Origin of the sequence: Amycolatopsis sp. NPDC049253, from assembly GCF_040678995.1 — a bacterium.
Lineage (GTDB): Bacteria > Actinomycetota > Actinomycetes > Mycobacteriales > Pseudonocardiaceae > Amycolatopsis.
Genome location: NZ_JBFAQX010000002.1, coordinates 141,894 through 163,917 on the forward strand (window position 1 = coordinate 141,894; position 22,024 = coordinate 163,917).

A 22,024-nucleotide genomic window follows, 5' to 3' on the forward strand; every position below is an offset into this window, starting at 1 on the left:
TGCCTCAGTTACTCCTCGAGAATGACCTCAGCGGGCCATTTCGTGAGGAAAGCGCCGAGCGCGTTGTCGATGAGGACCCCCTGGGACGTGGGTTCCTGGCCGGGCCCCAAGTGCTCGGAGAAGGCGTCGGCTAAGACGTCAATCACTGATTCCTGCTGGTCCATGGTCGGCTTTTCCTGTGCCCGAAGGGCAGCCAGCAGCTCGGGGTCCCGCTCTGCGAGCAAGCTGATGATGATGCTCCGGAATTCTTCCGGGAGAGTATCGATGACGCTGTTCACGGATTCCTCCAGCCAGCTTGGGTGCGGGCCCACGCAGTGACGACCTTTCCATCTTTGTTTAGGTTCACCACCGCGTCCTTTCCAGTGAAGCGGTAAGCGCCACCGTAGGCGTCGGACCGGTATTTCTGGGGCTTGATCGGGTTGTTGACAGCGTCGTGGGCCGCGGCGTCGTTCACGCCGTATCCGTCGCGGGTGGTCATTTGCTCCTCACCGTGCGCAGTCTTGCCTGTGATCTCCTTGGGTGCGGGGAAGGGTGGTTCGGTTTCGACAGGCGCGGTGCTGCTGCCGTGGTTGGTGTTCGCCGGCGATACCCGGTCGTCGCCTGCGGCGTGGACTGCCATGTTCATGGCACCAACACCGGTCATGGATACGCCCGCGGCTATCCCCGCCGCGGAGACCACGTTCAGCGGCACACCAACGGCAGCGCCCACACCTGTGGCATCCAGAAGGCCACCAAGCCACAGCTGCGCGCAGTGGGACCACGTGGGACGGACCGTGGGACCGACCGCGACGACCAGCCGCCCCAAGACGCTCCTGACAAGGAAGAAACAAACGCGGTCTGACCAGCAACAACAGTTCGAGAAACCCTAATCCGCTCCCGAGTGCTCCCAGAAGCGTTGTCGCTGGTCGGAGCTCGGGCGGGTCATCCGAAGCAGGTGATGCCGCCGAAGGCGCGGCTTCGCAAAGTGGGGCATCGAGGAGAGGGGCCCCCGATGGCCACGGGATCGAAGAGCGTCTCCGCTTCCGCCGTCGTACTGCCGCTCGCGCTCGGGCAGTTCATCGCGAGCTACGCGGCGACGAACATGAACGTGGCGATCAGCACGATCGCCGACGACATCGGCGCGTCGGTCATCAGCATCCAGACCGCCATCACGCTGTTCACGCTCACGATGGCCGCGCTGATGATCCCCGGCAGCAAGCTCACGGACTTCCTCGGCCGCAAGGTCTGCTTCATCGCGGGCCTCGTGATCTACGGCTCGGGCGCGCTGCTCTCGTCGTTCGCGCAGGGCATCGGGCTGCTGATCGTGGGGTACTCGCTGCTGGAGGGCATCGGGTCGGCGCTGCTGATCCCGCCGATCTACATCCTCGTCACGGTGGTGTTCGAAGACGTGAGCGCCCGCGCCCGAAACTTCGGAATCGTGAGCGGGGCGGCGGGGCTCGGAGCGGCAGCGGGGCCGCTGCTGGGCGGGCTGATCACGAGCTACCTCGGCTGGCGGGCGTCGTTCCTGTTCCAGGTGGCGGTGATCGTGCTGATCATCGTCCTCGCCTTGCGCATCGTCGACCCGCCCCTGGCCCAGCGGCCGCCGCACTTCGACGTGTGGGGCGCGGTGCTGTCCGCGGCCGGGCTGTTCTTCGTCGTCTTCGGCGTGCTGCAGAGCTCCACCTACGGGTGGCTCAAAGCGCGGGAGGACTTCACGATCGGTGGCACGGTGGTGATCCCCGAGGGCGGCGTGTCGCCGGTGTGGATCTACGTCGCGATCGGGGCCGTGCTGCTGACGATCTTCTTCCTGCACCTGCGGCGCGTGGAACACGCGGGGCGCGCTCCGCTGTTCTCGCTGAAGATCTTCCGCAGCAAGGCGTCGAACCTCGGGCTCGTCACCCAGGTGCTGCAGTGGCTGGTCATGCAGGGCGCGTTCTTCGTGACGTCGGTGTTCCTGCAGCAGATCCGCGGCTTCAGCGCGATCGAGACGGGGCTGGTGCTCGTCCCCGCCACCATCGGCATCCTCGCCGCGTCGGCGCTGGCGGGGCGGATGTCTCGGCGCCACTCGTTGCGCAGGCTGATCCGGGCCGGCTTCAGCTCCACCACGCTGGGCCTCGTTCTCATGCTGGTGCTGGTCCGGGAAGACTCGAGCGTCTGGACGTTCACGCCCGGGCTTTTGCTGATGGGGATCGGGGTCGGCGTGATGCTGACGGCGTCGGTCAACCTCGTTCAGTCGAGCTCGCCGGAAGAGGCGCAGGGCGACATCTCGGGCGTCTCGCGCAGCGTGTCGAACCTCGGCTCGTCACTGGGCACCGCGCTGGTCGGCTCCGTGCTCGCCGGCGCGGCCGTCCCGGGCAACGGGCCGTTCGGCATCGCCCTGATCATGCTCGTGTGCCTCGGGCTCGCCGGGGTGGTCACGGCGCTGCTGATCCCGAAGCACGCCAAGCGGTAACCGCGAACGGCTGCGCTGCACGGCCATCAGGATCACCCGCAACGCGACGCCCACCACCAGCAGATTCGCGATCATCTGCCCCGTGACCAGCAGGCGCGCGGCCTGCGTCACGGGCGTGATGTCACCGAACCCGACCGTCGCGAACACCGTGACCACGAAGTACAGCGAATCGGTGCGGCTCAGCGGCACGTTGAAGCTCTGGGGCACGTTGTACTGCAGCACGTAGTACACGTTGGCGAACACCAGCAGGAACAGCGGCACCACCAGCGCCAGCGCCTGGGCCCCCTGCAACGCCGGGTGCGAGGACCGCAGGATCGCGCGCGCCTCGACCACCACGAGGACCACGACCAGCGCGACCCCGACGACCAACCCCACGACCGTCCACGCGTCGAGCGGCCGGTCCACCGGGAGCAGGTAGTACACCGCGATGAGCGTCGCCACCGTCAGCGCGGGGCGCAGCACACCCGGAACGATCAGCTGCCGCGCCTTCACCGCCCTGACTCGGCCTTGACCGCACCCGTCTTGATGGCCTTGGTCAACGCCACGTGGTCCTTCTCATTCTGGTCGGCGTAGTCGCGCGTGAACTCGGCGATCGCCTGGTCGAACGAGTCACCGGAGCCGACGTAGGCGCCGATCGCGACGCTGTCGCCGGTGCGGGCGTGGGCGCGCGCGAGCGTCCACGCGCACAGCATGCCGTAGGTACGCAGGTCGTGCGGGTCCATCGACTCGACCCTGGCCGCGCCCTTCCAGTCGCGCAACTGGCGCAGGTAGAAGTCGCGCGGGCGGCCGTCGGCGCCGGTGACGTGGACCCAGCCGAGGAAGATGTCGCTCACCGTCTGCATCAGCCGCTGGCCCACGACCACCCGGCGCCCCGAGTTGTCGTAGTCGCTGGGCCCGGCGAACTCCTCGAGCACCGACGGGCCGGCTTCCTTCGCCTGCAAGAACAACGGGTCACGGTCGTCGTTGCCGAGCAGCAGGACCATCCAGCACCGTGTGCCGACGCTGCCGACGCCCACCACCTTGTGCGCCATGTCCACGATCCGGTAGCGGTCCAGCAGCACGCGCCGCTCGGGTTCCAGCGTGGTGCGGTAGGCCTGCAGGATCGAGCCCAGCTGCTCGCGCACGTCGTCCGCGGCCTTCTTGGTGGGCGCCAATTCCTCCAGGGGCAGCACGATCGGCGGGTCGGGCTTGATGCGCACCTCGCCGCCGGTGACCGACGTGAAGCGGCGCAGGGCGCCGAGGTTGTCGTGCGCCTGAGCCGAGGCCACACCCTTCTCGATCATCCGGCGCCGGCGCCCGCCCAACCGGTCGGCGTACAGAGCTTTCACCTGATCGACGTCGGCGTGGGCGTACCAGACGTCGAGCGCGGTGCGCTCGCCGAACTCCCGCATTGCCTCGCGGTACTGCGCGACCGTCGCGACCACCACGCCGCGGCACTGGCGGGCGGAGAACCCGTTGTCCCGGCTCGCGATCTCCAGGCTCGCCGCGAGGCGCTTCACGTCCCACTCCCACGGGCCGGGCAGCGTCTCGTCGAAGTCGTTGATGTCGAACACGAGCTTGCGTTCCGGCGAGGCGAACACGCCGAAGTTCATCAGGTGCGCGTCGCCGCACGCCTGCACCCGCAGCCCGCTGACCGGTGTGCCGGACAGGTCGCTCGCCATCGGCAGCGCGGCACCGCGGAAGTAGGTGAACGGCGACACCGCCATGCGCCCGTAGCGGATCGGCAGCAGTTCCTGGACCCGGGTCTCGTCCTGGCGCGCGAGCAGTTCCAGCGGATCCGGGCGGCCGCGTTCGCGCGTGAACCCGGCGTGGCTCGAACGCGGAGCGGCCGCACGGGCCGCTTTCCCCCGCGCGATCCGGTCTTCCCGGGATTCGGCTGTCGGCCGTCGTGAGGTGAGCACCATCGGGGTAGCTTCACCCCCCTGCGAGCGCCTTTCCTCCCCCACACGGGGTGAGACGAGGCATCATCCGGACGGGGTGACGACACGGGACCGCCCGCCCACGCACGGTCGGCGCATGACCAGCCCTGCTCCGTCACTCGCCCGGCGCGCGTGCGCGCTGGGTGCCCTCCTCGCGCTGGCCGCCGCGATCGTCGTGGCGGTTCTCGCCGCGGTCCGCAGCCCGGGGCAGCTGGTGCTCGCCGTGGTGCTTCTGGTGATCGCCACGATCGCGGCCTGGGCGGCGCTGGTCCGCCACGGGCTCACGCGAATCGTGCTCACCATCGTCGCGGTCCTCGCGCTCGCCGCCATCGCCCTGCTGCCGGACCTGCGCACGTTCGTGGTGCTGCCGCTGGTCCTCGGGCTGGCGGTGCTCGCGGCGCTGGCGGCCCGGGTGGCGATCGGCCACGACCTCGCCCGGCGGGTGCGGGCCGACCGCGTCGGTCCAGCGCGCCACGGCGTGCTGCTGATGAACCCCCGCTCCGGCGGCGGGAAGGTGGCGCAGTTCGACCTCGAACGCGAGGCGCGCGAACGCGGGGTCACCCCCGTCGTCCTGCGCCGCGGCGACGACCTGCGGGAGCTCGCCGAAGAAGCCGCCAAGCACGCGGACGTGCTCGGAATGGCCGGCGGCGACGGCTCCCAGGCGCTGGTCGCCGACGTCGCGCGCCGCCACGACCTGCCCTACGTCTGCGTGCCCGCCGGCACGCGCAACCACTTCGCCCTCGACCTCGGGCTCGACCGCGAGAACGTGACCGCCGCCCTGGACGCGTACGGCGAAGCGGCCGAGCACCGCATCGATCTCGCTCAGATCGGCGACCGGGTCTTCGTGAACAACGCTTCGCTCGGCGTGTACGCCACAGTGGTCCAGTCGCCGGGGTACCGCGACGCCAAGGCGTCGACGGTGGCCGGGCAGCTGCCGCAATTGCTGGGCCCCGACTCCGAGCACTTCGACCTCCAGTACCGAGTGCCCGGCGACGACGACCGCCCGCCGGCCGACATCGTGCTCGTGTCCAACGGCGCCTACCGCCTCGACCGCCTCAGCGGCTTCGGCTCGCGCGAACGGCTCGACAGCGGCTCGCTCGGCATCGTCACCGTGAGCGTCGACCGGGCGCGCGACCTGCCGGCGCTGATCACCGCGGAGCTCACGGGCCAGCTCGCCCGTTACCCCGGCTACCAGGCGTGGCAGGCCGAGGAGTTCGTGGTGAGCTCGGGAAAGTCCCTTGTGGACATCGGCGTCGACGGCGAGGCGCTGCAGCTGGAACCGCCGCTGCGGTTCCGCACGCTGCCCGGCGCGCTGCGCGTCCGCGTGCCGCTGGACGCGCCCGGCGCGGCCCCTGCCGCGGTCGCGCCCCAGGGCATGGGCGAGGCGCTGCGCGTGCTGTTCCGCGTGCTCGCCGGACGGCCGGCCCGCTGACGTCCGGAATGGACGCTTTCATCCGCACCGGGCGAAGCGGCCGCGAGCCCGGCCGTCGAAGATGTCGGCGGCCAGGAGAAGGGACCCGACCATGAGCGATCACGCTGTGCGCCCGGCCGCACCCGCGCAGGAGTCCCCTGCCGAGGAGTCCGGCTGGGCCCGCTGGATCTTCTTCGGTGCCACGATGATGTTCCTGCTCGGCAGTTTCACCTTGGTCGAAGGGCTCACGGCGCTGCTGGACCCGCAGTACTACGCGGTGACCTCGCACGGGACCCTGCTGTTCAGCCTCACCGGCTGGGGCTGGGTGCACCTCGTGCTCGGCGCGGCCGCGGTGGTCACGGGGCTCGGGCTGTTCGCGCGGGCGGGCTGGGCGCGCTACCCCGGCGTCGCGATCGCCGGGCTCAGCGCCTTGGCGCACCTGACTTTCCTGCCCTCCGCACCCTTCTGGGCGCTCATCGTGCTCACCCTCGACATACTGGTCATCTGGGCGCTGGTCGCACATGCCCCCGACGCACTCCGAACCCGTCACCGCAGCCGCTGAGCCGGCGACCCGCCCTCGCGGGGCGCTGATCGCGTGGGCCTGGGGCCTCGCGCAGCGCCACCTCTCGCACGAGCTGCCCCTGCGATGGCAGCACGTGCAGGGAGTCGCGAAGTGCGGACGGCAGGTCGGGCCGATCCTGCTGCGCGCCGACGACGTGGAGCTGCTCGTGGCGGCCGCGCTGTTGCACGACATCGGCTACGCGCCCGGGCTCGTGTTGTCCGGTTACCACCCGCTCGACGGCGCCCGGTTCCTCGTCGCGGCGTCGGCGCCGCCCCGGCTGGTGAACCTCGTGGCCCAGCACTCGGCCGCCGCGTTCATCGCGGAGGAGCGCGGGCTCGCGGCCGACCTCGCCCGCTACCCGGACGAGCGCACCGTGCTGCGCGACGCCCTGTGGTTCTGCGACATGCGGACGGCCCCGGACGGCCGCCCGACCGACTTCGCCGAACGCATCGCGAGCATCCGCGCCCGCCACGGCCCCGGCTCACCCCTCGTGCGCGCGCTCGACGCCGGCGCGCAGGCCGCTCGGCACGACGCGGTGCGGCGCACCGAGCTGCGCCTGGGTGCCGCGGCGGTGCGGCGGCGGGTGGTCTCACCCCGCAGGGGCGAGGCGGACGGGGCCGCGCCGGGCGACGGTGGCCTCGGTGCAGCCCGCGAAACCGACAGGAGAGCACGATGACGACGCTGACGGTGTGGAAGTTCGACAGCCCCGACGGAGCGGACAACGCGGCCGACACCCTCCGGAGCCTGGCCAAGCAGGAACTGATCTCCATCCACGACGCGGCCACCGTGTCCTGGAAACCCGACGCCAAGAAGCCGAAGACCCGCCAGCTACGCAACCTGACCGCCGGCGGCGCGATGAGCGGGATGTTCTGGGGCATGCTGTTCGGCCTGATCTTCCTGGTGCCGCTGCTCGGTGCCGCGATCGGCGCGGCCACCGGCGCGCTGGCCGGCTCGCTGACCGACGTCGGGATCGACGACGACTTCATCAAGTCCGTGCGCGACAAGATCACGCCCGGCACCTCGGCTCTGTTCCTGATGTCCAGCGACGCGGTGGTCGACAAGGTCAAGGCCGCGATCGAGGCCGGCGGCCACAAGCCGGAGCTGCTGCAGTCCAACCTGTCCGCGGAGCAGGAAGCCGCGCTGCGGGAAATGATGTCGAGCTGAGCGGACCGGACCGGTCATGTCGGACAGTACGGAACACCTCATCGAGCCGACCGCCGACGAGCGGGCCGAGCTGGAACAGCTGCGGCTCGAGGTGGCCCGGCTGCGGGCCACCCGCGAACGCCGTCATGTCAGCTGGCGGCCGATCGTGTCCACGATCCTCATCGTGCTCGGCTGCATCCTCGCCCCCCTCGCGCTCGCGTCGGTGTGGGTGCACAACCAGATCTCCGACACCGACCGGTTCACCGCCACGATGAGCCCGCTGATCCGCGACCCGGCGGTGCAGGCCGCCGTGACCGACCGGGTCACCGAGACGATCTTCACGAACGTCAACGTGCAGGCCATCGCGACCGACGCCGTCGGCGCGCTCGCGGCCCAGGGCGTCCCGCCGGCCGTCACCGACCGGCTGGAGGCCCTGACCGGTCCGCTCGCCTCGGGCGTGCAGAGCTTCGTGCACGGCCGCGTCGCGACCCTCGTGGCGAGTGACCGGATCGCGCAGACCTGGGACCGCGTGATCCGCACAGCCCACCAGCAGGCGGTGGCCGTGCTCGACGGTTCGGCGTCGGCCATCGCGATCCAGGGCGACAAGGTCGTGCTCGACCTCGCGCCGTTCATCGACGACGCGAAGCAGCAGCTCGCCGCCGACGGGCTCACCATCGTGAACCGCATCCCCGAGGTCCACCCGACGATCGCGGTCGCCGACGCGGCCGGCCTGGTGAAGGCGCGCTCGTGGTACACCGCCTCGGACCGGCTCGCGACGTGGCTGCCGTGGATCGCGATCGTGCTGCTCGCCGCGGGCGTCTACGTCGCCCGGCACAAACGACGAGCGCTCATCGGCGCCGCGCTCGGGTTCGCGTTCAGCATGCTGGTCCTCGCGATCGGCCTCGCGATCGGGCGCACCATCGTCGTCGACGCGGTCCCGAGCCGCTCGGCGGCACCGGTCTCCGCGGCGTTCGACATCATCCTGCGGTTCCTGCGCGACGGTCTGAGAACCTTGTTCGCGGTCGGGATCGTGGTGGCGCTCGGGGCCTTCCTCGCGGGTCCGTCGTCGACCGCCGTGCACATCCGCCAGGCCGTGGTCAAGGGATTGACGTGGCTGCGGTCGCGCAGCGGCCTGCGCGCCACCGGTCTCGGCAAGTGGGTGCACTCCTACCGCGTGGCCCTGCGCGCCGGTGCCGTCGCGATCGCCGTGCTCGTGTTCCTGTTCCTCGACCGGCCGAGCGGGCTCGCGGTGCTGCTGATCGCCCTCGTGCTGCTGGTGGTCCTCGCCGTGATCCAGTTCCTCGACGCCCCCGGCGACCGGCCGGCGGCGACCGGGTGAAAGGGGACGTCGTGAACGACGAGCCCGATCCCGTCGGTGCGGTGCTGGGGCTGGGCGCGGTGGCGCTCAAGGCCGGCTGGTGGGCGTCCACCCCGCTGCGGCGGGCGGGCTGGGCCGTGCTGACGGCCGCCGTGCCCGAAGACGTGGCGCGCCGCGCGGTGCGGGACGTGGTGACCGCGGCCGCCGCAGCCGTGCTCGACGCGGTCGACCTGCCGAAGCTCCTCAGCGAGCACGTGGACCTCGACGCCGTGCTCGCCGAGGTCGACGTGGCAGGCATGGTGTCCACACTGGACTTCGGTGACCTCGTCGCCGCGATGGACCTGCCCGAGGTCGTGCGGCAGTCGAGCGGAACCGTTGCGGGAGAGGCGATCCGGGGCGTGCGGGGCGCCGGGGTGAACGCCGACGACGCCGTGGCCCGCGTGGTCGGCCGCGTGCTGCGGCGCCGTGGTGACCGGCCCGCCTGAGGGGCCGGCGGGCATCGTCACGCGCCTGGTCGCCGCGCTGGTCGACGCCGCCGTGATCGGGCTGCTCACGGTCGGCGGCTACCTCGCGGTGGCGGCGGCGCTGTTCGCGGCCTCGCCACTGTCGTTCCGGTGGCCCGCGGCCCCGCCGGCACTGGCCGGCGGGATCTCCGCGGCCGTCGCGATCGTGTACTTCACCGTCTGCTGGGCCACCATCGGCCGCACCTACGGCGCCGCGCTGCTCGGCCTGCGCGTGCTGGGCCGCGGCCGGCGCCTGGGCTGGGTCCGCGCCGCGGCCCGGGCGCTGTTCTGCGTCGTCTTCCCGATCGGGCTGCTGTGGGTGATCGTGAGCCCCCACCGGCGGTCCGTGCAGGACGTCGTCCTCCGGACGAAGGTCGTCTACGACTGGCGGACGGACGGCGGAGCACAAGTGTCCACACAGGACGCCTTATAGGTCGTTATACGGAATGGTGGCCACCGAGCCCGATGTGACGCAGAGCACTCTCGCGCGCCGACGGTTTTCGCGGCGCCGGCCGGTCTTGATGCGGACCGATTTCCTCACCCCCCGGGAGTGTCCGATGTCTTTCCAGACCGCCGTCGTCACCGGAGCCGGCCGAGGGTTCGGGCGCGCGATCGCCGGCGCGCTCGTGGCCGCCGGCACGCGCGTCGTCGGGATCGCGCGCAGTGAAGAAGATCTGCTCGCCGTCCGCGACGAGGCCGGCGAGCTCTTCACGCCCCTGGCCGCCGACGCGACCGACGGAACGCTCGCCGCCGCCGTGCTCCGCGACCACCGGCCCGATCTGCTCGTGCTCAACGCCGGCGCGACGCCGCACATGGCGCCGGTGCAGGAGCAGACCTGGGAAACCTTCAGCCGCAACTGGCACACCGACACGCGGCACGTGTTCGAGTGGACGCGCGCGGCGTTGCGCGAGCCCCTCGCGCCGGGCGGGGTGGTCGTGTCGATGTCGAGCGGTGCGGCGCTGGCCGGGTCGCCCCTCAGCGGTGGTTACGCGAGCGCCAAGGCCGCGGTCCGTTACCTGCGCGGTTACGCCGCCGGTGAAGCCGAACGCGCCGGGCTGGGACTGCGTTTCCTCACGCTGCTCCCCCAGCTCACGCCGACGGCCGGCGTGGGCTCGGCCGGCGTCACCGCGTACGCGGCTCAGCAGGGCGTGGCCCGCGAGGCGTTCATCGAGGGTCTGCAGCCGGTGCTCACGCCGGAGCAGGTGGCGAAGGCCGTGCTGGAGCTGGCGGCCGACGAGACCGCCGCGCCGGAGCACGTCGTCGGCGGCGCCGGCGTGCGCCCGCTGCCGTGAGCGGCCTCTACAGTGGACCCCCGCGCACCACGGGAGAGGCCATGCCGTCGAATGCCGAGTTCAGCGCGCTGACCGAGCCGTTCCGGCCGGAGCTGCTCGCGCACTGCTACCGGCTGCTGGGCTCGATCCACGACGCCGAGGACCTCGTGCAGGAGACGTATCTGCGGGCCTGGCGCGGGTTCGGCGGGTTCGAAGGCCGGTCGTCGGTGCGGCGCTGGCTGTACAAGATCGCCACCACCGCCTGCATGACGGCGCTGGCGACCCGGGCCCGGCGGCCGCTGCCGTCGGGCCTGGGCGCGCCGGCCGACGACCACCGGGTGCCGGTGGCCTCGCGTGAGCCCTCGGTCACGTGGTTGCAGCCGGCTCCCGAGTTCGGAGCCGGCGACCCGGCGGTCGCCGCCGCCGCGCGGGCCGGGGTGCGGCTCGCGTTCATCGCCGCGCTGCAGCTGCTGCCCGCGCGGCAGCGGGCCGTGCTGACGTTGCGCGACGTGCTGGCGTTCCCCGCGGCCGAGGTCGCGGAGCTGCTCGACACGACACCGGCGGCCGTCGACAGTGCCCTGCGCCGCGCGCGGACCCACCTCGCCGAGGCCGGACCGATCGAGGACGAGATGACCGAACCGACCGGCGACACCGACCGGGCACTGCTCGAGAACTACGTGAACGCGTTCACCCGCGCGGACGCCGAAGCGCTGGTCCGCCTGCTGCGCGCCGACGTCGAGCTGGAGATGCCGCCGATCCCGACGTGGTTCACCGGCCGGGACGCCGTCACGGGGTTCCTCGCGGCGCGCGTGCTGCGCCCGGGCCGCTGGCGGATGACGCCCACGCGCGCCAACGGCCAGCCGGCCCTCGTCGTGCACCACCGCACCGGCGACGGGCGCGACGAGCCCTACGGCGTGCAGGTCCTGACCGTGCGCGGCGGGCGCATCGCGCGCATCACCTCGTTCAACGACCCGGCGCTGGTGCCGGTGTTCGCTCCCCCGCACCGGTGACCCGGCCGGTCCGCCCACGGCGGGCGGACCGGCCGGGGCGTCACTCGGTGGGCAGCTCGTCGAACTCGACGACCTGGCGCACCTCGACCTCGATCTCGTCGTCGAAGAGCGCCGCGTAGGTCTTCGCGTACTCCACGGCCTCCTCACGGTTCGCGAAGTTCAGCAGCGCGAAGCCCCCGATGACCTCCTTGGCCTCGGTGAACGGGCCGTCGGTGGCCTTGATGGCGCCGCCGCGCGTCTTGCGCACGAGCGCGCCCTTCTCCGACGGGTGGACGCCCTCCGCCGTGATCAGGATGCCCTTGTCCGCCGAGTCCTGGATGAACTCGCCCATCTTCGCGATGAACTCCTGGCTGGGGTTCCACGACGAGTGCGTCTCCGACAGCCGGTGCATCATGAGAAACCGCATGTCCGCTCCTTTGTCCTCGGGCCGGGATCCGGATTCTTCCCGGAAGCGCTGACCGGCCCACACCGACGCGTCGAACGGCCCGGCGCACGATTCGACAAACCGATCGGGAAGATTTTCGACGAAGTCCCGGCCGGGGACCAGCCGGGCCCGGTCCCGTCCCGCCCGGGGCCGCCCGGCCGGGTGTTTCCCCGGCCGGGCGAACTTCGCCGACGCACCGGGCCGGTCCCCGGCGGGCGAGGCGCCTACCTCTACGATTCGGCGGGTGACCACCTACGACGACACCTTCGACCATCTCGACGCCTCGTCCCTGCCGCTTCGCCAGCAGCAGATCCTGGTCACGATCCGCGACTGGGTGGTCCGCCACGGGTACGCGCCGAGCAGCCGCGAGATCGGCGAGGCCGTGGGGCTGCGGTCGTCCTCGTCGGTGTCGAAGCACCTGGCGAGCCTGGAGGACAAGGGTTACCTGCGGCGCAGCAGCTCGATGTCGCGGCCGATCGACGTGCGCGCGTTCCTCGGCACGGCCGAGCCGCAGCAGGGTGAGGACTCCGTGGCGGTGCCGGTCGTCGGCCACATCGCCGCCGGCACGCCGATCTCGGCCGAGGAGCACCTCGACGAGATGCTGCAGCTGCCGCGCGGGCTCACCGGCCGCGGCAACGTCTTCGGCCTGCGCGTGCGCGGCGACTCGATGATCGACGCCGCAATCTGCGACGGCGACATCGTGGTGGTGCGCCAGCAGTCCGAGGCGCACTCGGGCCAGATCGTCGCCGCGATGATCGACGAGGAGGCGACCGTGAAGGTCTACCGGCGCCGCAACGGCCACGTGTACCTCGAACCCCGCAACCCGGCCTACGACGTGATCGACGGCGACCGGGCCGTGGTGCTGGGCACCGTCGTGTCGGTGCTGCGCAGCATGTGACTCACCGCATGAACAGGCCGCCGTTGATGTCGAAGGTGGCCCCGGTGATGTACCCGGTGTTCTCGCCGCACAGGTAGGCGACGAGGTCCGCGACCTCCACGGCGCGCCCGAACCGCCCCACGGGGATCGCGGCCTCGGCGGTTTCGAGCTGCCCGGCGTCCATCTCGTCCATCACCGGCGTCCGCGTGGCCGCGGGGGCAACGGCGTTCACCGTGACGCCCGAGGCGGCGAGCTCCTTCGCGAACACCTTCGTGAGCACCAGGACCCCCGCCTTCGACGACGCGTAGTGCGCGCCCGCCACCAGCCCGCCCTGCTGCCCGGCCAGCGACGCGAGGTTGACCACGCGGCCCCACCCGCGCTCGCGCATCGCGGGCGCGAGCTCGCGCGTGAGCAGGAAGACGCTGCGCAGGTTGGTCGCCAGCACGTCGTCCCACTCGGCCGGCTCGATGTCCCACACCGACCGGCTCTGCGTGCGGGCCGCGTTGTTGACCAGGATCTCCGGCACGCCGAACTCCCGCCGCACCTCGCCGGCGACGGACTGCACGGCGGCGGGGTCGCGCACGTCGACGGCGAAGGCCGCTGCCGTGGCGCCGGCGGTGTCGAGCTCCCGTGCCGTCGCGGCCGCGCTGTCCGCGTCCACGTCGAGCAGGGCGACGCGGTGGCCGAGAGCGTGCAGCCGCTGCGCGATCGCGGCCCCGATCCCGCGCCCGGCCCCGGTCACCACGGCGGTCCTGCGAGTGTCCACTGTGTCCTCTCGCGGTCGGTGTCGTCGGACTCGGACACCATCCTGCCCGAGACCTGCCACCGCGCCGGGTCAGGCCGGCAGCCCCCACGGAGTGCTCGGCCCGTTCGAGGCGACGGGCCGCACCGCGAAGTCCGGCCGGTCACCCGCGCGGTACACGAAGGCCTCTTCGCCGCGCGCCAGCTCGACCCGCACGTCGCCGTTGGGCAGGGTGCGCCAGCGCTTCGCGCGGCCCCGCGCGTCGGTGACCTCGAGGGCCCCGTCGATCCCCGGGCGCAGGACGCAGGGGGCACCGGCTTCGCTGTGGACCTTCAGCCAGCGCGTTCGGCCGCCTTCGCGGGCGGCGCTGAGCAGGAACGCGCCCTCGGTGCGGAAGTCGCGCACGGAGATGTCGCCCCAGGTCGCGGGGACGGCGGGGAACAGCCGCAGGACGCCGCCCCAGCTCTGCACCAGCATGTCCTGCATCGACTTCACCGCCGAGAGCGGCGTCTCGATCACGGGGCCGGACTCCTCGTACATCGTGTTGGGCTGGATGAACCGGCTCTGCAGCTGGTCGAGGTAGGTCGCCGCCTGGTCGCCGCGCCGCATCGCGGCCGAGATCGACGCAGCGCCGGTGAAGGTGTAGCCCTGCAGCGCGCCCTCGAAGCCGACCCAGTGCGCCAGAGACTTCTCGATCAGCGCGCGGTTCTCCGGCTGCTCCCAGGTGACCTCGTACAAGGGGTAGATCTGCAGCAGGTGCGAGTAGTGCCGGTGCGACTTCGCGAACGGCACGCCGGCGCCGATCATGTACCCGTTCTCGTCCACGGCGTAGGGCGCGAGCGTCGCCGGCACCTGCTGCCAGCGCGGCACGAGCGGGTCGGCGATGCGCAGCTCGCGTGCCGCGTCGAGCAGGGTGCGGCAGCCCCAGCGCACGAGCGCGAGGTCGTAGGTGCAGTCAGGGGCGTTCACGCCGTACTCGGGCGAGAAGGTGGGCGGCAGGTGCAGCTTCCCGTCCGGACCCTGGGCGAGGAAGTGCAGGTAGTAGTTGATCGCCTTGCGCAGCAGCGGGAACAGCGTGTCGCGCAGCAGGCGGCGGTCCAGCGTGTGCCGGTAGGACAGCCACACGTTGTGCAGCGCCCACGTGAGGTCGCCGACCTCCGGGATCGGGCTGTCCTGGCCCGGCACCCCCACGGGGAAGCCGCTGTTCGCGTCGGAGACGCCGTTGAACAGGGTCATGTCGGTGGTGCGCGGGATTCCGGCGGAGTCGCTCCGGTACGGCGCGCCGACCTGGCTCGACAGGTGCCCGCGGTACTGGTCCAGCGCCCGGCTCACGGCGTCGAGCTCGAGGTGGTTGGAGCCGTGGATGAGCCAGTACTCGAGCTGCACGTTGAGGTTCCACCACGTGGCCGGCCACGGCGTGTTCTCCAGCCACGGGCCCGAGGTCGCCATCACCGGCGCCTCGCGCCGCGCGGCCGAGGCGAGCTTGTACAGCTGGATCCAGTAGAAGCCCTGCAGCCGGGTGTCCGGAATGGACACGAAGCTGCGCCGGTAGTGGTCGTGCCACCAGCGGCGGTGCTCGCGCGTGAGCGCGCCGAACTCGGCCGCCGTGCGCACGGACCACAGCGCCCGCGCGGTCGAGGTGCGGTCGGGGTGCGACCAGGCGACCGACGAGTAGAGCGTCCGAGCGCCGCCGCGGGTGACCTCCCGCCAGGCGGTGACGTGCTCGCCGCCCGCGAGCAGCGGCTGCTCGGCGACGTGGCTGTCACCCACGGCGCGGACCGTCGCCGGCGGGTTCGCGACGTAGCCCTCGGGCGGCGCCTTCTTCCACACGGGGTCGGCGCGCGGGCTCACGGCCTCGACCGGGTGGAAGACCCAGCGGAACCCGCGTTCGCCCTCCGTCGGGCGCACCTCGACCGCGAGCACCGGCTGTCCGGTGTGGACGATCGCGCGCAGCGCGAGGCTGCCCGCGGCCGTGGTGATCGTGCCGGTGAGCTCGGCGTTCCACAGGTCCAGGCGCCAGTCGACGCCGGTGATCGCGCCGACGGGTTCGAGTGTGAAGTACCCGATCGGCAGCCGGGCGAGGCCGAACAGCGAACCGTACTGCGGCCGGTGGTCCTGCACCTCGCTGTGCTGCACGTTGAAGCGCACCGCGTTCTTGCCCGGCTCAGCGTAGATGCCGGAGCCGAGGAAACCGTTGCCGAGGAACGGGCCTTCCGTCCACCCGGACGGCATCCGCTTCCAGCGCAGGTCCGCGGTGGCGAGGAAGGCGGCCCAGTCGAAGTCGTCGCCGCCGGGCGGCGGAGGGCTCGCGGCCGAGGCTGCGGCCGGGCCCAGCCCCGCCGCGCTCGCCGCGATCCCGGCGAGCGCGCCGCCGAGGACTGTTCTGCGGGAGACGTCCATGTCTGCGACCTCCAGAGAGTGGCGGCGGCGGTCGACCCAAAACATAGGATGTCTGATATCCGTTGTCGAGACCTCTGCCCGAGTTGGTCACAAGGCAACCCGACTGGACCACCGTGACCCACCTGAAGAACCACGAGACTCTTCATCGATTCATCGGATGAATGTGGTGCCTTGCGCCGGGTGGAACGACCAGCCGACGCAGGGGCGCAGGTCACAGCCGGGCGCGCCGGGCCCGGCCCTACAATCGGGGCCAGCCGCGCCGCGGCGGGTGGGCGGAGGAGAACCGTGCGGATCACGATCCGGGATGTCGCACGGCGGGCAGAGGTGTCGGTGGCCACGGTGTCGCGGGCGCTCGGCTCGCCCGACCGCGTCAGCGAAGCCACGCGCGACCGGGTGCTCGCGGTCGTGCGGGAGCTGGGCTACCGGCCGAGCCCGGCGGCGCGCAGCCTCATCACCGGCAAGACCGGCGCGATCGCCATCGTGGTGCCGGATCTGGGGAACCCGTTCTTCACCGGCCTGCTCAAGAGCGTCCAGGCGCGGGCGCGCGAAACCGGCCACGCCGTGCTCGTCGGAGACAGCGACGAGGACCCGGCCACCGAGCAGGAGCTCGTGCGCACGCTCGCGAAGCAGGCCGACGGCGTGCTGCTGTGCTCACCGGGGATCGACGACGCGACCATCACCGAGCTCGACGGCCTCACGTCGCTGGCGCTGCTCAACCGCCGCGTGGCCGGGATCGGCGCCACGGTGATGGACAGCGCCGGCGGGATGCGCGAGGTCGTGGCGCACCTGGCCGGGCTCGGGCACCGGCGCTGCGCCTACCTCAACGGCCCGGACAGCTCGTGGTCCAACCACGAACGGCTGCGCGGGCTGCGTCCCGCCGCCGCCGAGCACGGCATCGAGATCCTGGAGCTCGGGCCGTTCGCCCCGCGGTACGAGGACGGCGCGCCCGCCGCGGACCAGGCGCTGGCCGCCGGGGTCACCGCGGTGCTCGCCTACAACGACGTGATGGCGCTCGGGGTGCTGGCGCGCCTGCGCGACCGCGGGGTCGACGTGCCGGGCGAGCTGAGCGTGACCGGCTTCGACGACCTCGTCTACGCGGCGGTGTCCGCTCCCCCGCTCACCACCGTCGCCATGCCGCTCGCCGAGGCCGGGCGCCACGCGGTGGATCTGCTGCTGGCCCATTCCGCCGCCGACCCGGCCGGCCGGGCGGTCACGGAACTGCCGACGCGGCTCGTCGTGCGCGCCACCACCGCCGGCGCGCCCGGGTCCCACCGCTGACCATTCCCGCACCCGAGGGGAAATGTCGGAAAATGAGCGGGGCCGACACGTAATCCGGTCACTCCCGATACTGCGTTCCACTGTGGATCGATGTTACAGTTCTTCACAGGCCACGGAAAACGCGGCTACCGGAAACGTTCGAGGAGGATTTTCCCGCCATGGCGCACAAGGTCCTGGTCCAGATGGTGGACGACATCGACGGCGGGGTCGCGCACCAGACCGTGCCCTTCGGCCTCGACGGCGTCCAGTACGAAATCGATCTCTCCGACAAGAACGCGGGAACTCTGCGTGAAGAGTTCGCCCGCTACATCGCCGCCTCGCGGCGCACCGGCGGCCGCAAGGTGCGCCGTGGCACCGGTTCGACCACGCCGACACCCGAGGACCGCGAACGCTCGCGCAGCATCCGCGCGTGGGCCGCGGACAACGGCTGGAGCATTTCCGAACGCGGCCGCATTCCCACCGACGTGGTCACCGCCTACGAAAACAGCCGCGCCTCGGCCTCGAAGTCGCGCGCCCGCGGTGGTCGCACAAAGACGAAGGCGTAAAACTGCTGCGGACGGAGCGGGGCGGCCATTTTCACCGATCCGCCGCACGTCCCGCCGGAAACGTCCTCACCGAATCCGAAAACCGCAGATCACCGGCAGCTCCGGGTGAACCAACTCCGCCGCGAGGGCCTTGACAGTCCGTCGCGGCGGTTCGTACGTTCCGACCGGGAGCCGCGGACCTTCCCCGACGTCCGCTTCGGAGAGGGGATCGCGGATGAGTTTCACCGAGTCGTTCGAGACCGTCGCCTCCGTGATCGAAGGGCTCGGCGTCGGCATCATGGCCCTCGGCCTCGTGGTGGTGCTGGTGCGCTTCGCCGCCGACGCGACCCGGCGCCGCGGCAGCTACGACCAGCTGCGGGTGCACCTCGGCCGCGTCATCCTGCTCGGGCTCGAGATCCTGATCGCCGGCGACATCATCCGGACCGTGATCGTCGACGCTTCGCTGGAGAACGTGCTGGTCCTCGGCCTGATCGTGCTGATCCGGACCGTGCTGAGCTTCGCGCTCGAGGTCGAGATCTCCGGCGCGTGGCCGTGGCAGGCCAAGCGGGGGCCGCAGCCGCCCGCCTGACCTCGCCGGCGCTCAGGCCGCGCGCCCCAGGAACGCCAGCAGCCGCGTGGTCTCGTCGGCGTCCGCCGGCGGCGTGAGCTCGGGCCCGAAGAACTCCGGCCGCCGCAAGGGGATCGACCGGACCCACTCGCCGGTCGCCTTCACCACCGCCGGGTCGAGCGTGACGGTCAGACCGGCGGCCCGGGCGATGTCCCAGGTGTGGACGAGCGCGTCGGAGACGAACGCCGGCAGCAGCGCCGTGAGCGGCACGCCCCCGGCCTCGTCGATCGACGTGACCCGCGCGAGCCCGTCACGGGTCAAGGCGGGGGCCGTCGCCTCGACCGCCACGCGCCATTTTTGCGCCGGATCCCCGGCGCAGAGCACACCCGGTTTCGGCGCGCCGGGTTCCCCCGCGGTCTCCGGGTAGTCGGCGCCGGTCACCCAGGCCGACAGGCGGTGGCGGCCCCACAGGACGTGGCCCACGATGTCCCGCACCGTCCACGCCGCGCACGGCGACGGCGCGTCCCACGACCGCGCCGGCACCTCGGCCACCACCTCGTCGAAGCCGTCCTGAGCCACGAAGTACTGCTCCAGAAGATCCACTGCTTGCTCCCTTCACCGATGTCCTGGTCCTACGACCACCGGCGGGCGGCGAAACAGACCGGATCCGGTCCCGGCTTCACCGGCGCGGGGCTACCGTGGTGGGAATGACCGATTCGACCACTGCCGAAGACCGGATCGCGGCGCTGACGCGCAACGTCGAGGGATACGAGGTCGGTGCGAGCGTGTCCATCATCCGCGAAAGCACCGACGTCGCCGGGTCCGGCCCGCGACTGCACCGCCACCCCTACCGCGAGACGTTCGTGATCCAGCGCGGCCGCGCCCTGTTCACCATCGGCGACACGGAACGGGAAGGCCGCGCGGGCGACGTGCTCGCGGTCCCCGCCGGGGTCGCGCACAAGTTCGTGGTTCTCGGGCCCGAGCGCTACGAAGCCGTGCACATCCACGAGAACGACCGGTTCGTCACTGAGTGGCTCGAGTAAACGCCGTGCCCTCACGACGGTGCCGGACGGCGGCGCCCGCGTTCGCATCAGCACATTTGTGGGCGCGGGTCACACCCCGGCCGCCGGAACCACCGAATCCCCCCTGACCTGCGGAATCCTCCGGCAGCCCGGAGGGCGCGTTTCCACCTCGCGGAAACACTTCGCCGTTGCGCCGCCGTGTCGTGAAAACCGGCTCTGAGCACCGGCGACGGGCCGGGTCGCCGCCGCCTTGACACCACGCCGGGCCGGACTCATCCTCACTTCTCTCGTTTCCGTTCGATGGAGGGTGTGATTCCGCATGACGGAGGTGCTGGACCGGGCGACCGGCCGCGACGACCGCGACCGGCTGTTCGCCACCGCGCCCGGAGCGGCCGTCGACCTGGCGGTGCCCCTGGGCCCGCTCACGCTCGCCAACCCCGTGATGCCCGCGTCCGGCTGCTTCGGGCCCGAGCTCGGTCCTCTGCTGCCGGTGCGGGAGCTCGGCGCCGTCGTGACGAAAACCGTGTTCGCGCAGCGCCGCTCCGGCAACCCGTCGCACCGGCTGACGGAAAGCGCGCTCGGCATGCTCAACAGCGTCGGCATCCCCAGCCCGGGCACGAGCCGGTTCGTGCACGACGTGCTGCCGCGCTACCGCGAGTTCGGCGTCCCCGTGATCGCCAGCGTCGGCGGGCTGACCGTGGACGAGTACTGGCAGGTCGCCGACGAGCTGGCCGGCGCGGAGTGCGCGGCGTTCGAGGTCAACGTGTCGTGCCCCAACCTCGAACACGGCGGGCTCGCCATCGGCGCCGACCCCGCGGCGGTCGAGGCCGTCGTCGCCGGCGTGGTGGCGCGCACGGAGCTGCCGGTGCTCGTGAAGCTCACGCCCGGCGTCACCGACATCGCCGAGATCGCCCGCGCCGCCGAGCGGGCGGGCGCGACCGCCGTGACCGTGAGCAACACCTTCCCCGCCCTGGCCGTCGACGTGCGCTCGCGGCGCGCGGTGCTGGGCAACGGCGTGGGCGGCCTGTCCGGCCCGGCCGTCAAACCGCTCGCGCTGCGGCTGGTGTGGCAGGCGGCGAGTGCCGTCGACATCCCCGTCGTCGGCTGCGGCGGCATCAGCAGTGCCCGCGACGTCGTCGAGTTCCTCATCGCCGGCGCCACCGCCGTGCAGGTCGGCACCGCGACGTTCACCCGCCCCTACGCGATGGCCGAGATCGTGCGCGACCTCGCCCGCCACTGCGCCGAGCTCGGGGCGGGCGCCGCCCACGAGCTCATCGGAACCCTGCGCGCCTGAGACCCCCTTCCCCCACGCCGTGAGGAGTGCTCCACCCATGTCCGACGAAACGCTGGCCGGCAGCGCCGCACCCCCCGCCACGTCCGAAGACGCCCCCGCGACCAAAGCGTCCACGCGCTACGCCCGCAAGGCCGTGTTCGCGTCGTCGCTCGGCTACGCGATGGACGGCTTCGACCTGCTGATCCTCGGGTTCGCCCTCTCCGCCATCTCCGGTGACCTCGGGCTCGGCGGCGCCGAGGCCGGCTCGCTCGCCACCATCACGCTCATCGGCGCCGTGGTCGGCGGGATCGCGTTCGGGATCCTGTCCGACCGCATCGGCCGGGTGAAGGTGCTGACGTACTCGGTGATCTTCTTCGCCGTGTTCACCGGGCTCACCGCGATTTCCACGAGCTACTGGGAGATCGCGGTCTTCCGGTTCCTCGCCGGCGTCGGCATCGGCGGCGAGTTCGGCATCGGCATGACGCTCGCGGCCGAAGCGTGGCCGGCGAAGAAGCGCGCCCGGGCGACGTCGCTGGTCGGCCTCGGCTGGCAGGCCGGCGTGCTGCTCGCGGCGCTGGTCTCCGCCCCGGTGCTCAACGCGTGGGGCTGGCGCGGGCTGTTCCTGCTCGGCGCGTTCCCCGCGGTCGTCGCCATCGTGTTCCGCTCGCGCCTGCACGAGCCCGAGCAGTTCACCCGCCACCGCGAGCGCCAGGAGGGCAAGCCGAAGGTGCCGCTGAAGCTGCTGGTGGCCGACGGGCCCACGACCCGCGCGACGATCGGTGTCCTCGTGCTCACGTCGGTGCAGAACTTCGGGTACTTCGGCATCATGATCTGGCTGCCCACCTACCTGTCCACGCAGTTCGGCTACAGCCTCACGAAATCGGGCATCTGGACCGCCGTCACCGTGGTCGGCATGGGTGCCGGGATCCTGGCGTTCGGCGAGATCGCCGACAAACTGGGGCGCCGCAAGGCCTTCTGGCTCTTCCAGGCCGGTGCCGCCCTCTCGGTGCTCGGGTACAGCCAGCTCTCGTCGCCGTGGGCGCTGATGGTGGGCGGCGCGGTCATGGGCGCGTTCGCCAACGGCATGATCGGCGGCTACGGCGCGCTGATGGCCGAGCTCTACCCCACGGCGATCCGGTCCACCGCGCAGAACGTGCTGTTCAACCTCGGCCGCGCGGTCGGCGGGTTCGCGCCGATCGTGGTCGCGCTCGTCGCCGCGAGCTACGGGTTCGGCTTCGCCATCGGCGTGCTGTCCGTGATCTACCTGCTCGACATGGTCGCGATGATCTTCATCCCCGATCGTCGCGCCGAGCAGCTCGCCTGAGCCCGGTACCCGAGCAAGGAGAAC

24 protein-coding genes and 1 pseudogene are annotated in these 22,024 nt (G+C 71.8%); 17 read left to right on the plus strand and 8 right to left on the minus strand.

What is annotated here, in order from left to right; genetic code table 11:
- Positions 1-8: 8 nt before the first annotated feature.
- Positions 9-278, minus strand: a complete 270-nt coding sequence (locus AB0K15_RS04930; RefSeq protein ID WP_364045666.1) for a hypothetical protein — start codon at positions 276-278, stop codon at positions 9-11.
- Positions 275-805, minus strand: a complete 531-nt coding sequence (locus AB0K15_RS04935; protein WP_364045668.1) for a hypothetical protein — start codon at positions 803-805, stop codon at positions 275-277. Before AB0K15_RS04935 ends, AB0K15_RS04930 begins: the two co-directional genes overlap by 4 nt.
- 186 nt (positions 806-991) lie before the next feature.
- On the opposite strand from AB0K15_RS04935, the gene AB0K15_RS04940 reads away from it, so the two are divergent.
- Positions 992-2,431 carry an MFS transporter gene (locus AB0K15_RS04940; RefSeq protein ID WP_364045670.1) on the plus strand — a complete coding sequence of 480 codons (1,440 nt, stop codon included), beginning with the start codon at positions 992-994 and terminating at the stop codon, positions 2,429-2,431.
- A 75-nt stretch (positions 2,432-2,506) separates the two neighbouring features.
- Here the strand turns inward: AB0K15_RS04940 and AB0K15_RS04945 are convergent.
- Both AB0K15_RS04945 and AB0K15_RS04950 read right to left on the minus strand, forming a co-directional pair.
- Positions 2,507-2,923, minus strand: a pseudogene (locus AB0K15_RS04945) (potassium channel family protein); the annotation flags it as partial.
- Positions 2,920-4,335, minus strand: coding sequence for a DUF2252 domain-containing protein (locus tag AB0K15_RS04950; protein ID WP_364045672.1), 1,416 nt, complete (start codon positions 4,333-4,335; stop codon positions 2,920-2,922). The gene AB0K15_RS04950 and the pseudogene AB0K15_RS04945, both read right to left, overlap by 4 nt.
- A gap of 112 nt (positions 4,336-4,447) precedes the next feature.
- Here AB0K15_RS04950 and AB0K15_RS04955 point away from each other — a divergent pair, with 112 nt between their 5' ends.
- The 9 genes from AB0K15_RS04955 to AB0K15_RS04995 all read left to right on the plus strand — a co-directional run bounded on the left by AB0K15_RS04955 (position 4,448) and on the right by AB0K15_RS04995 (position 11,568).
- Positions 4,448-5,782, plus strand: coding sequence for a diacylglycerol kinase family protein (locus tag AB0K15_RS04955; protein ID WP_364045674.1), 1,335 nt, complete (start codon positions 4,448-4,450; stop codon positions 5,780-5,782).
- Positions 5,783-5,873: 91 nt separating this feature from the next.
- Positions 5,874-6,323: a hypothetical protein gene (locus AB0K15_RS04960; RefSeq protein ID WP_364045676.1), complete on the plus strand. Its 450-nt coding sequence runs from the start codon at positions 5,874-5,876 to the stop codon at positions 6,321-6,323.
- Positions 6,283-6,999, plus strand: a complete 717-nt coding sequence (locus AB0K15_RS04965) for an HD domain-containing protein (RefSeq protein WP_364045678.1) — start codon at positions 6,283-6,285, stop codon at positions 6,997-6,999. Before AB0K15_RS04960 ends, AB0K15_RS04965 begins: the two co-directional genes overlap by 41 nt.
- Positions 6,996-7,487: a DUF1269 domain-containing protein gene (locus AB0K15_RS04970; protein ID WP_364045680.1), complete on the plus strand. Its 492-nt coding sequence runs from the start codon at positions 6,996-6,998 to the stop codon at positions 7,485-7,487. The genes AB0K15_RS04965 and AB0K15_RS04970 overlap by 4 nt, the downstream gene beginning before the upstream one ends.
- A 16-nt stretch (positions 7,488-7,503) precedes the next feature.
- Complete coding sequence (locus tag AB0K15_RS04975; RefSeq protein ID WP_364045682.1) at positions 7,504-8,805, plus strand: hypothetical protein; 1,302 nt, start codon at positions 7,504-7,506, stop codon at positions 8,803-8,805.
- 11 nt (positions 8,806-8,816) lie between these two features.
- Positions 8,817-9,269 carry a hypothetical protein gene (locus AB0K15_RS04980; protein ID WP_364045684.1) on the plus strand — a complete coding sequence of 151 codons (453 nt, stop codon included), beginning with the start codon at positions 8,817-8,819 and terminating at the stop codon, positions 9,267-9,269.
- Positions 9,253-9,720, plus strand: a complete 468-nt coding sequence (locus AB0K15_RS04985) for an RDD family protein (protein WP_364045686.1) — start codon at positions 9,253-9,255, stop codon at positions 9,718-9,720. Before AB0K15_RS04980 ends, AB0K15_RS04985 begins: the two co-directional genes overlap by 17 nt.
- 124 nt (positions 9,721-9,844) lie before the next feature.
- Positions 9,845-10,579: an SDR family oxidoreductase gene (locus AB0K15_RS04990; RefSeq protein ID WP_364045691.1), complete on the plus strand. Its 735-nt coding sequence runs from the start codon at positions 9,845-9,847 to the stop codon at positions 10,577-10,579.
- A 41-nt stretch (positions 10,580-10,620) separates the two neighbouring features.
- Positions 10,621-11,568 (plus strand): RNA polymerase subunit sigma-70, encoded by a 948-nt coding sequence (locus tag AB0K15_RS04995; RefSeq protein ID WP_364045693.1) that lies wholly within the window; start codon positions 10,621-10,623, stop codon positions 11,566-11,568.
- 40 nt (positions 11,569-11,608) lie between these two features.
- Here AB0K15_RS04995 and AB0K15_RS05000 read toward each other — a convergent pair whose 3' ends face one another.
- The gene (locus tag AB0K15_RS05000) at positions 11,609-11,974 is read right to left on the minus strand and encodes a YciI family protein (protein WP_364045695.1); all 366 of its coding nucleotides are present in this window, start codon (positions 11,972-11,974) and stop codon (positions 11,609-11,611) included.
- Positions 11,975-12,236: 262 nt separating this feature from the next.
- Here AB0K15_RS05000 and lexA point away from each other — a divergent pair, with 262 nt between their 5' ends.
- On the plus strand, positions 12,237-12,890 hold the full coding sequence (lexA, locus tag AB0K15_RS05005; RefSeq protein ID WP_364045697.1) for a transcriptional repressor LexA: 654 nt from the start codon (positions 12,237-12,239) through the stop codon (positions 12,888-12,890).
- A 1-nt stretch (position 12,891) separates the two neighbouring features.
- Here lexA and AB0K15_RS05010 read toward each other — a convergent pair whose 3' ends face one another.
- Both AB0K15_RS05010 and AB0K15_RS05015 read right to left on the minus strand, forming a co-directional pair.
- Positions 12,892-13,635 (minus strand): SDR family NAD(P)-dependent oxidoreductase, encoded by a 744-nt coding sequence (locus AB0K15_RS05010; protein ID WP_364045699.1) that lies wholly within the window; start codon positions 13,633-13,635, stop codon positions 12,892-12,894.
- A 69-nt stretch (positions 13,636-13,704) separates the two neighbouring features.
- Positions 13,705-16,011, minus strand: coding sequence for a Tat pathway signal sequence domain protein (locus AB0K15_RS05015; RefSeq protein WP_364045701.1), 2,307 nt, complete (start codon positions 16,009-16,011; stop codon positions 13,705-13,707).
- A gap of 285 nt (positions 16,012-16,296) precedes the next feature.
- Between AB0K15_RS05015 and AB0K15_RS05020 the strand changes: the two genes are divergently transcribed.
- From AB0K15_RS05020 to AB0K15_RS05030, 3 genes are all read left to right on the plus strand, one after another.
- Positions 16,297-17,289: a LacI family DNA-binding transcriptional regulator gene (locus tag AB0K15_RS05020; RefSeq protein WP_364045703.1), complete on the plus strand. Its 993-nt coding sequence runs from the start codon at positions 16,297-16,299 to the stop codon at positions 17,287-17,289.
- A gap of 158 nt (positions 17,290-17,447) precedes the next feature.
- Positions 17,448-17,834, plus strand: a complete 387-nt coding sequence (locus AB0K15_RS05025; RefSeq protein WP_364045705.1) for an Lsr2 family protein — start codon at positions 17,448-17,450, stop codon at positions 17,832-17,834.
- Positions 17,835-18,048: 214 nt separating this feature from the next.
- The gene (locus AB0K15_RS05030) at positions 18,049-18,402 is read left to right on the plus strand and encodes a DUF1622 domain-containing protein (protein ID WP_364045707.1); all 354 of its coding nucleotides are present in this window, start codon (positions 18,049-18,051) and stop codon (positions 18,400-18,402) included.
- A 12-nt stretch (positions 18,403-18,414) separates the two neighbouring features.
- Here AB0K15_RS05030 and AB0K15_RS05035 read toward each other — a convergent pair whose 3' ends face one another.
- Positions 18,415-18,984, minus strand: coding sequence for a TIGR03086 family metal-binding protein (locus AB0K15_RS05035; protein WP_364045709.1), 570 nt, complete (start codon positions 18,982-18,984; stop codon positions 18,415-18,417).
- Between the two features lie 104 nt (positions 18,985-19,088).
- Between AB0K15_RS05035 and AB0K15_RS05040 the strand changes: the two genes are divergently transcribed.
- The 3 genes from AB0K15_RS05040 to AB0K15_RS05050 all read left to right on the plus strand — a co-directional run bounded on the left by AB0K15_RS05040 (position 19,089) and on the right by AB0K15_RS05050 (position 22,000).
- On the plus strand, positions 19,089-19,424 hold the full coding sequence (locus AB0K15_RS05040) for a cupin domain-containing protein (RefSeq protein WP_364045711.1): 336 nt from the start codon (positions 19,089-19,091) through the stop codon (positions 19,422-19,424).
- A 298-nt stretch (positions 19,425-19,722) separates the two neighbouring features.
- Positions 19,723-20,697: a dihydroorotate dehydrogenase gene (locus AB0K15_RS05045; protein WP_364045713.1), complete on the plus strand. Its 975-nt coding sequence runs from the start codon at positions 19,723-19,725 to the stop codon at positions 20,695-20,697.
- Between the two features lie 37 nt (positions 20,698-20,734).
- On the plus strand, positions 20,735-22,000 hold the full coding sequence (locus AB0K15_RS05050) for an MFS transporter (RefSeq protein ID WP_364045715.1): 1,266 nt from the start codon (positions 20,735-20,737) through the stop codon (positions 21,998-22,000).
- Positions 22,001-22,024: the final 24 nt, after the last annotated feature.

Bases quoted from the DNA above. Each gene is read 5' to 3' on its own strand.
- AB0K15_RS04940 (WP_364045670.1), top strand. From the start codon at position 992: ATGGCCACGGGATCGAAGAGCGTCTCCGCTTCCGCCGTCGTACTGCCG.
- AB0K15_RS04950 (WP_364045672.1), bottom strand. From the start codon at position 4,335: ATGGTGCTCACCTCACGACGGCCGACAGCCGAATCCCGGGAAGACCGG.
- AB0K15_RS04955 (WP_364045674.1), top strand. From the start codon at position 4,448: ATGACCAGCCCTGCTCCGTCACTCGCCCGGCGCGCGTGCGCGCTGGGT.
- AB0K15_RS04960 (WP_364045676.1), top strand. From the start codon at position 5,874: ATGAGCGATCACGCTGTGCGCCCGGCCGCACCCGCGCAGGAGTCCCCT.
- AB0K15_RS04965 (WP_364045678.1), top strand. From the start codon at position 6,283: ATGCCCCCGACGCACTCCGAACCCGTCACCGCAGCCGCTGAGCCGGCG.
- AB0K15_RS04970 (WP_364045680.1), top strand. From the start codon at position 6,996: ATGACGACGCTGACGGTGTGGAAGTTCGACAGCCCCGACGGAGCGGAC.
- AB0K15_RS04975 (WP_364045682.1), top strand. From the start codon at position 7,504: ATGTCGGACAGTACGGAACACCTCATCGAGCCGACCGCCGACGAGCGG.
- AB0K15_RS04990 (WP_364045691.1), top strand. From the start codon at position 9,845: ATGTCTTTCCAGACCGCCGTCGTCACCGGAGCCGGCCGAGGGTTCGGG.
- AB0K15_RS04995 (WP_364045693.1), top strand. From the start codon at position 10,621: ATGCCGTCGAATGCCGAGTTCAGCGCGCTGACCGAGCCGTTCCGGCCG.
- AB0K15_RS05000 (WP_364045695.1), bottom strand. From the start codon at position 11,974: ATGCGGTTTCTCATGATGCACCGGCTGTCGGAGACGCACTCGTCGTGG.
- AB0K15_RS05015 (WP_364045701.1), bottom strand. From the start codon at position 16,011: ATGGACGTCTCCCGCAGAACAGTCCTCGGCGGCGCGCTCGCCGGGATC.
- AB0K15_RS05025 (WP_364045705.1), top strand. From the start codon at position 17,448: ATGGCGCACAAGGTCCTGGTCCAGATGGTGGACGACATCGACGGCGGG.
- AB0K15_RS05030 (WP_364045707.1), top strand. From the start codon at position 18,049: ATGAGTTTCACCGAGTCGTTCGAGACCGTCGCCTCCGTGATCGAAGGG.
- AB0K15_RS05040 (WP_364045711.1), top strand. From the start codon at position 19,089: ATGACCGATTCGACCACTGCCGAAGACCGGATCGCGGCGCTGACGCGC.
- AB0K15_RS05045 (WP_364045713.1), top strand. From the start codon at position 19,723: ATGACGGAGGTGCTGGACCGGGCGACCGGCCGCGACGACCGCGACCGG.
- AB0K15_RS05050 (WP_364045715.1), top strand. From the start codon at position 20,735: ATGTCCGACGAAACGCTGGCCGGCAGCGCCGCACCCCCCGCCACGTCC.